This window comes from Candidatus Sarmatiella mevalonica (genome assembly GCF_016751895.1).
Classification (GTDB): Bacteria; Pseudomonadota; Alphaproteobacteria; order Rickettsiales; family Rickettsiaceae; genus Sarmatiella; species Sarmatiella mevalonica.
This window is the reverse complement of sequence record NZ_JACVVM010000060.1, coordinates 1-8,173: the sequence shown is the minus strand read 5'-3', so window position 1 is coordinate 8,173 and position 8,173 is coordinate 1. Positions and strand designations below refer to the sequence as shown.

Here is an 8,173-nt window from a genome sequence, read left to right as displayed (position 1 = left end):
CTTAAGGAAGTCTATATAAGACGCCGCAAATGACCATTCTTTATAACGTAACTCCGAACGCAAGAGAAGTGGTGATTGAAATTTCGATGCTAACTTATAGTTGATCAATCATCGTTGACAATTATTTTTAATATGATATAATTTCCGCCATCTTGATGAGCGCTATTCTTCATCTTGCTATACATTTCTTTAATAATAATTTAGTAATTAAAAAAGGCCCGCACGCCCATAGTTCATGTCTGAAGCAGAAAAATCTCATATTAGCATACAGCACCAATATCTTAAGGATTTATCGTTTGAAAATCCGTCCTCTCCTGCGTCTGTAGAAGATATGTCTGAACCGCCACAACTTGGTATGTCATTAGACTTGGCGGTTCGCGGATTAGAAGAAGAACATGTCTTTGAAGTACAGATTAACATTAGTGTTAAGGCTCATAACACAAAGCTCACACTATTCATTGTGGAAGTGAAGTATGCCGGGGTTTTTAGAATGATTAACATACCTCAAGATCAATATGAGTTTTTGTTATCAGTCTATTGTCCTAGTATACTTTTCCCGTTTGTACGTAGGATTATTTCTGACATAACACGTGATGGCGGGTTCCAACCTTTAATGATAGAACCTATAGATTTTGCGGAACTTTATCATAAGAAAAAAACAGAAATGTTAACAAAATCACCGGATATCGTCTAAAACGTCTACTCTCATTTAAAGAAAATTATTATTAAAAATATTTCCATTTTTATTTAATACGCGCAAAAGCTTATGCAAAATTTATCCTGGAAGCAAATTCTTACTTTAATCACGATTGTAGGTTATAGTGGTTACGCTCTGTGTGCGAGCGCATCTTTTGCGCCTATTAATGTGGATGGCGGTGCACAGGTTTCTCTGCCCAGCGTATCCGTTAAACCCATGACTAAAAAGTCTGTTGATGGAGGGGTGGTTGTGAAGTTACAGACAGCCTTTGATTTTAAAGTGATGGGATATAACAATAACGACAATGAGAAAAAAAATAAATTATTTTCTGGTTTTCAACCATATTATGGTTTTTCGAGTTCTGTGCACGCTAATTTAGATATTCGCAATACTTCGGGGGAAGCTTTTGAATATGGATGCAAATTAGATCTAGAAACCACGTCGCTGAATGACCGTACTTTTTCTTCGGGTCTTTATTTAATTGGTAACAGTGGCAAACTAGAACTCGGATCTGAAAAAAGCGCGACCAGCAAAATGCGCATCACGGCTTATTCTATTGCATCTGGTACTGTAGGTTCGTGGGAGCCACTTTTCCGTAATAAATATGCTACTACGGTAGCTTTCATGACTGGTTTTGGAAATTTTATTGATGGTAAAATGAGAGTCGGTACACAGTCTGAATATTCTCGAAAAATTACCTATTTCACTCCTAAAGTATACGGCTGTCAGTTGGGCATTAGCTATGTGCCAGATACTTCTAATTTAGGCTCTAATGCTTCTATTAGAGAATCTAGCTATGCATCGTTCAAAGACACATCTAATTATGAATTCTCTGTTAAAAATGCTATAGGATATGGCATTACTAACGAATTCGAGACCAGTTCTGGAATGCGCGTTAAAACTGCAATAGTAGGAGAAAATGGCCAAATAATACCATTTAAGGCAGCTATAAGAAAGCATGGTAAAATTATCACTCCAGCTGAAAGAATAGATTTAAAACTGCATAATCTAGCAACTTATACTATTGGTTCGGAGTTACGTTATAAAGAATGGTCATTTGCGGCGTCTTATATAGACTTCCTTAAGAGTTTCGTGCTAAGGGAGTTAGATCAAAAGAATGTGAATACCAAAAGGCGCGCTTGGGCAGTAGGTATGAGATATGAGTATGATAAATTTTCTGCTAGCCTAAACTATCTGAATGGCTTTAATGCTGGTAGTCGCACTCATATTACCACTTTAGCAGCTGACTATAAGCCTTTTCGAGGTATTATGCCTTATGGAGAATGTACTTTTTATGATGCAACCGCTTTAGTGAAGGATGGTAAGAGTGATCATAAAAAACTGAGGGGTTATATTTTTCTTATAGGTGTTAGGGTCGGAATTTAAGAGTATTTGTTTTTTTAAGAGCATTTATTTTTAAAAGTTTTTAAGTTGGTTTTTTGCCTTAAATTTTATTAGATTAGTTTTTAGGTGAGTTTTTTATTATGCTTAAAAAGAATATAACGCTGATATCTACAACTAACGCTCTGTCTTTTCTGAACAGCTGTCTTTTTTCCTATCCATTGCTATCTCGCATATGGCATGAAAGTAACTCTATCATCTTGCTGATTGTTGGTTTTGCATTTAATTTTATCTCTTCTCATCTCATCTACTCTCTCCTCTTTTTTCCTAAAACCATTAAGCCATTATCTTATGTCTTTTTTGCTATCAATGGCTGTGTGATGTATTTTATTAATACTTATGGAATATATCTGAACACAGACATGATGCTTAATGTTTTGTCGACAGACTATAAAGAATGTATGGAATTGCTTAGCGGCCATCTTGTGTATTATATATTGAGTAGCGTTACTGTCGCGTTTTTATTTTGGAACCACGTTAGCGTGACACCAACTCAATGTTATATCAAGTTAATCGGTTTTAAGCTATTAACTTGCACAATATGCATGTTCTTGTTCCTCTTGTTGCTTGTTTGTAATTATAAAAGTGTTTCATCGTTTGTACGTATAAATAAAAACTTGCAATATATAAGTCTACCAAGTGGTTACTTATCTTCTGCTATACGTTTAACAGCAAAGCTTCTGCCGCGGGCAGTTGTTATGCAAAAACCATTAATATCGTTAGATTTTCAGAAAGATAACATCACAACACCTTCCAAGAGGAAAAAATTAGTTATATTAATTATAGGTGAAGCTGCCCGCGCGAAAAACTTTAGTCTTAACGGATATAACAGAAATACTAATGCGCCATTAACTGATTGGCAAATGGCGCAGCAGATTGTCAACCTTCCGCTCTTTTACTCTTGCGCCACGACCACGGCATTATCTGTGCCATGTATTTTTTCTCATCTGCCTCACGCAGAATTTAATTTAGCCACTGCGCAAAAATACGAAAATCTACTAGATTTATTGCAAAAAGGTGGGGTGAATGTGCGATGGCTAGATAATAACTCCGGATGCCAGAGCGTATGTAATCGCGTTCCAAACATCAGTTACTATAATATCGATAATAATGATGGAGATGAGGAGGTGCGCGATGAAGACATGCTAAAGGATATGGATCAATTAATTGACGCTAATGCAGATAATTTAATTATTCTACATCAAAAAGGTAGCCATGGCCCAGCGTACTACAAAAGAGTGCCGGAACAGTTTAAAAAATTTATGCCAGGTTGTAATAGCGTGTATTTTAACCGATGTAGTAATGATGAAATCGTCAATAGCTACGACAATACGATATATTATACCAGTGATTTTATCAGAAAAAGTATCGAGTTTTTATTGCGATATGACAATAACTTAGATGTGGCTCTAATCTATGTTTCAGACCATGGAGAATCTCTGGGAGAGAAGGGGTTATATCTACACGGCGCACCTTATTTTTTGGTGCAAGAGGAACAAATGCACATTCCGGCTATTTTCTGGTTTTCACCTCATTCTCCTGAGATGTTGAGCTATAAAAATCGCATTATGCAAAAGGTGGAGAATATACTCTCGCATGACTATATATATCATAGCATACTTTCGCTCTTTCAGTTCACCGCAACGCCAAGTTATAATTCCAAACTGGACTTATTTGCGCAAGATTACTAAAAATCTTTTGTAGATATTCTAATGGACCTCTTTTTCAAACTCTACTCCTTCATGACAACCGCGGCGATGCTGTCGATGCGTGAGTCCTCACTTAACTTCATGTAGGCTCAGAAGCTCTGTGCTTCGTATACTCCCCGCATTTGCCCATCATGAGTGAGTTTGGAAAGAGGTCTAATCTGTCTGAAAACTTATAGCTTATTACCATGACTTAGGTATTCAAAAGATAATGTACTTATCTATAGTTGTTATATAAAATTTATACTACTTATAATTGACTTCATTGATATTATTTGCTATACTGAGCCAGTATTTTTGAAAGTAGATACTTTTTTAAATACATATACAAATATCTCTGGTTATAATACAATAAATTAGTTATGCAAACTATACATAATATTCTAGGCACTCCTTTTGTAAAACGTAGCAAAAGTTACGTTGAACTTAATAATCTAAATCTCGCGCAAAAACAACGTCATGATGATAAGCCTAAACTTACCGAACATGATTTACATACTATCATTGATATTCTACATAGCGCAAAATGTTATCGAGAGTTATTGCAGTACATCGATCTTGCTTTAGATAAACAACCAACGAATAATAAATTATATCTATTGAAGATAGATACCCTTCTCGCATTAAACAGATTAATAGATGCAAAAAAATGTCTACAACAAGGAACAAACATCGGAGTAATAAATAGCTCTGATTGCCAACACATCGGAGAAGGTCTGTACAATGCTAAGGTTTATGATAAAGCGAGTATATGTTTTGAACAAGCCGTTCAGACGCTTCAAGGGAATGATGATTACCCAAATGATACTCTATATCACAAATATCTCGAGACCCTCATCAATCTCCGACAATTTCAAAAAGCTACTCTCTACTTACAACGTGTGGTAGCAAAAGGGGCGTTATCTAGTTTTATACCTAAAAAAATAGGTATTATATTGTTAAAGCATGAGCGTTATGATGAAGCGGCTATATGTTTCGGAAGCGCCATTGCATTAGATAATAAAAATAGTGATTTATATCGATGTCAAATAGATGCGCTAGTCACTAACAAGAAATTTTATGAAGCTATGCAATGTTTTGAATTAGGAGCGAAACGTGGCGTGTTTAGTGAAAATATGTGTTGCGAAATAGGAGATTTCTTCCGCAAACAAAAACGCGAGGAGGATGCTATGCGCTGCTTTAATCATGCTATTGATATTTATCATAACCCATACGTGTTACATAAAGACAATTGCGCTTATCTACGTAAGATTTACGCACTGATTGAATTTGAAAAATATTCAGAAATGCCGTCTTGTGTAATGCATGCTATAGATAATAACAACTTATGTGGAGATGATTATATGGAGATTATTAATGCATTAGAAAAATGCAAACATACAGAAGCAATGCGGATTATCGCGGTAATAAAGCAAAATCACGATGCTAAGAAGTGATATGAATCATGCGAATTAGTTTATATTCAACAACATGTTGCTTAGCACAATTTGTTCATAGAGTACAATCACTCGCTTGTGAACTGGTTATGCAATAGGTCTCTTGCAATGATCTACTCCTGTTTACAGGAGTGTTTGCAAGAGATATAATCTGAAAAAATCTTGGATATTTGATTGCTTGTGTGCATGATATTGACATACGGAAGTAATCTCTTGTTTATACATTTAGCTTGCGTTGTTACTGACTTTCTGATCTAGAACTTTTGTTACACATGCATCCGACCATACATTCAAAGATGTTTCTATCATATCTATCACGCTATAAAATGGCAGAATAAGACCTAAAATTTCTATCGGAATATTCATGCTGGTAAGCAAAGAAGCGGATAGAAAAAAGCATCCCATAGGCACTCCAGCATTACCAATTGCAGCTATGGTTGAGATAAATATCCAAGTAATCATTGTTATAAAACTTATCTCTAACCCATGATTTTGCATCAAGTATATTACGGTTGCAAAAATAAATGCTGCACATCCATTCATATTAATCGCGGTACACAATGGCAGTACTAATCGACTAATTCGAGGAGAAACAGACAAGTTTTCTTCTATAACATTCATGGTAATTGGCAAAGTTCCTGCGGAGGACTTAGAAAAAAATGCTACAGATAACGCTGGCAGCATACCTTGCATAGCCTTAAATGGTTTAATATTATTCATGTATAAAAATATTGGTAGAACTATAAAGCCCTGCACAACGTTCGCCAAAACAACAACAAGCAGATATTTTGTTAGTTCCGTAATGTCCATGCCACTTTTTAGCTGTACTAACGTAGTTGTAATGAATCCAAAGAGCGCTATTGGAATCATCTTTACTATCCAAGAAGTGATTACAATAAAGATACCATGCGCACCTTTAAAAAAATTACTAATTACATTGCGAGGATCTTCTTCTGGAATAAAAGCAATCGATAACCCTACAATGATACTAATTAGTAATACTCCCATTACATGATGTTCTATAAAAGGGGACAAGACATTAGATGGTATAATGGTACTCACATAGCCAAAATAGTTTGCTTCTTGCGCACCAATTGCGTGAGTAGTGTTCACCATTGAAGCGAGAGATAAATTATTTGGTGATATTACATAATATAATACGCATGTCACACTTGCGGCCATAATAGTAGTACCAGCCGTGTACAGCATTGTTTGTTGCCAAACTTTTTTGATGCTGTCATCTCCCCTAAACCTCGATAGAGTAACTATTATTGATAGAGAAATAATAGGCAAACTGACGCATTTGAAAATTTTAATAAAATTATCGGTAATAACTTGAGCTAATTCTATTAATGAAACTATGTTGAGATAACTACTTAGTATGCTAAAAACTATAGCAATTAAATATAAATGAGAAGTTTTGATGCCCTTAAAAAATAAAGAGCTATTATGATTTATGCACATATAAAGTAGTAGTTATATATTGTTTAATCATAGGACCCTACAATTTATGTAGTGAGAGGTGGTAGAAGCGGCTTGAATAGACCTATTTCGAAACTCGCATGAAGTACGTGAGGACTCGAGCATCGACAGCGTCGCCACAGTTGCCATCAGGAGTAGAGTTAGGAAAGAGGTCTAATATAGGGGAAGTAGTATAAGGATGTATTTTCTGATGATGCATAAATATACTGCTTCAAGCACTTACATTAAATCTTTCTTGGAAAAAAATCAAGGATAGAATGTTTTGTCGGAATGATAATTAGCCTAATTGAAAATTGTTCAGTCATAGTAATTTAGGTTGAATTAGGTATTTTAAAGAAATAAGAAATAGCCTCATATAATTGATCAAATTCAGTAATTTGATTTTTAATCCATCGTTTCATATTAGCTCAAAATTTCTCTATTGGATTCAGATCTGGTGAATATGGAGGCAAAAAAATGATTCTGCAATTTACTGATTTAATCAATTCTTTTGTCTTCTTAGATTTATGAAAAGAAGCATTGTCCATAATTACAACTTGGTCGGACTTTAATTCCTTAATTTGAAATATTCTCCACCCAGCTTTCAAATAATAGTAGACCTCTTGCATAACCTATTCCGTGGGGTAATTTTGTTGTCAAAACTCCTTTGCGCTCCTCATATACTAGAGTATGCTGCGGCGCTCAACATCATTTTTCCTAAAAATTCCTTTTTCATTTTTAGGTTATGCAAGAGGTCTAGTGTATTGCATGGACCCATTAATACCATAGGTGCTATTGATTTATCATGCTATAATATTCGTTCTTTCGTAATGTTTGCCACTCTTTTTACTAACTAATTTCTCGCCTTTCTTTCCCCACCCTCGATCCTTGCATATCGTCATCTCGATACCGCTCTCGTCAATATAAACTTTCAGTAGATATATCTTTTATTTTTTCTTGGCAATCTTAGCATCTTTCTTCGCTAGCTTCCAAGTAGGAAAAGTCTTTTTTTTATAGCTAAAGCCTTAGTACCGAGCAGTTAGGTAAAAAAGTAGTAGCGTAAAGGTAAGCAAAGCAGTTAAACATATACATTTTTAACGCTAATTAAGGATGTTTATGTTCTACAATACCACTCTACGCCAAATGTTATCAAAACACTTTCGATGGAATAAATCAAGAGTCGAATTATTGGGTACGATAATTTTATCACTTTTTAAGACCCAGAACGTGCAAATTCCTAAAATAGCAGAGGGCATAATAAGTGAGACAGAGCAAGATTCAGTAATTAAAAGAATTTACAGATTTTTTAAAGATCAGCTAATAGATGCAGTCGAAGTTGCAGCGTTGGTAGTGGATATCTTAAGTTTAGACAAATATTTGTTAGTAATAGATCGGACAAATTGGGAGTTTGGCAAACAAAGTATTATATCTAGCGATTTCATATGAAAACATAGCAATTCCGATCTTTTTTA

At 35.0% G+C, this 8,173-nt stretch carries 7 protein-coding genes and 1 pseudogene; 6 read left to right on the top strand and 2 right to left on the bottom strand.

Annotation, left to right across the window (positions count from 1 at the left end; all coding sequences use genetic code 11):
• Positions 1-235 precede the first annotated feature (235 nt).
• From secB to Sarmat_RS05185, 4 genes are all read left to right on the top strand, one after another.
• Entirely contained in the window at positions 236-694 is a 459-nt protein-coding gene (gene secB / locus Sarmat_RS05200) for a protein-export chaperone SecB (protein ID WP_202149743.1), read from the top strand.
• A gap of 72 nt (positions 695-766) precedes the next feature.
• Complete coding sequence (locus Sarmat_RS05195; protein ID WP_202149742.1) at positions 767-2,083, top strand: porin; 1,317 nt, start codon at positions 767-769, stop codon at positions 2,081-2,083.
• Between the two features lie 98 nt (positions 2,084-2,181).
• On the top strand, positions 2,182-3,789 hold the full coding sequence (locus Sarmat_RS05190; protein ID WP_202149741.1) for a phosphoethanolamine transferase: 1,608 nt from the start codon (positions 2,182-2,184) through the stop codon (positions 3,787-3,789).
• 377 nt (positions 3,790-4,166) lie between these two features.
• Positions 4,167-5,240: a tetratricopeptide repeat protein gene (locus Sarmat_RS05185; RefSeq protein ID WP_202149740.1), complete on the top strand. Its 1,074-nt coding sequence runs from the start codon at positions 4,167-4,169 to the stop codon at positions 5,238-5,240.
• A gap of 225 nt (positions 5,241-5,465) precedes the next feature.
• On the opposite strand, the gene Sarmat_RS05180 is transcribed toward Sarmat_RS05185, so the two are convergent.
• Both Sarmat_RS05180 and Sarmat_RS05175 read right to left on the bottom strand, forming a co-directional pair.
• Positions 5,466-6,704 carry a dicarboxylate/amino acid:cation symporter gene (locus tag Sarmat_RS05180; protein WP_202149739.1) on the bottom strand — a complete coding sequence of 413 codons (1,239 nt, stop codon included), beginning with the start codon at positions 6,702-6,704 and terminating at the stop codon, positions 5,466-5,468.
• A gap of 428 nt (positions 6,705-7,132) precedes the next feature.
• Positions 7,133-7,273, bottom strand: a pseudogene (locus Sarmat_RS05175) (transposase); the annotation flags it as partial.
• 51 nt (positions 7,274-7,324) lie between these two features.
• On the opposite strand from Sarmat_RS05175, the gene Sarmat_RS05170 reads away from it, so the two are divergent.
• Together Sarmat_RS05170 and Sarmat_RS05165 are read left to right on the top strand one after the other, a co-directional pair.
• Positions 7,325-7,558 carry a hypothetical protein gene (locus Sarmat_RS05170; protein ID WP_202149737.1) on the top strand — a complete coding sequence of 78 codons (234 nt, stop codon included), beginning with the start codon at positions 7,325-7,327 and terminating at the stop codon, positions 7,556-7,558.
• A 286-nt stretch (positions 7,559-7,844) separates the two neighbouring features.
• Positions 7,845-8,147 carry a hypothetical protein gene (locus tag Sarmat_RS05165; RefSeq protein ID WP_202149736.1) on the top strand — a complete coding sequence of 101 codons (303 nt, stop codon included), beginning with the start codon at positions 7,845-7,847 and terminating at the stop codon, positions 8,145-8,147.
• Positions 8,148-8,173 lie beyond the last annotated feature (26 nt).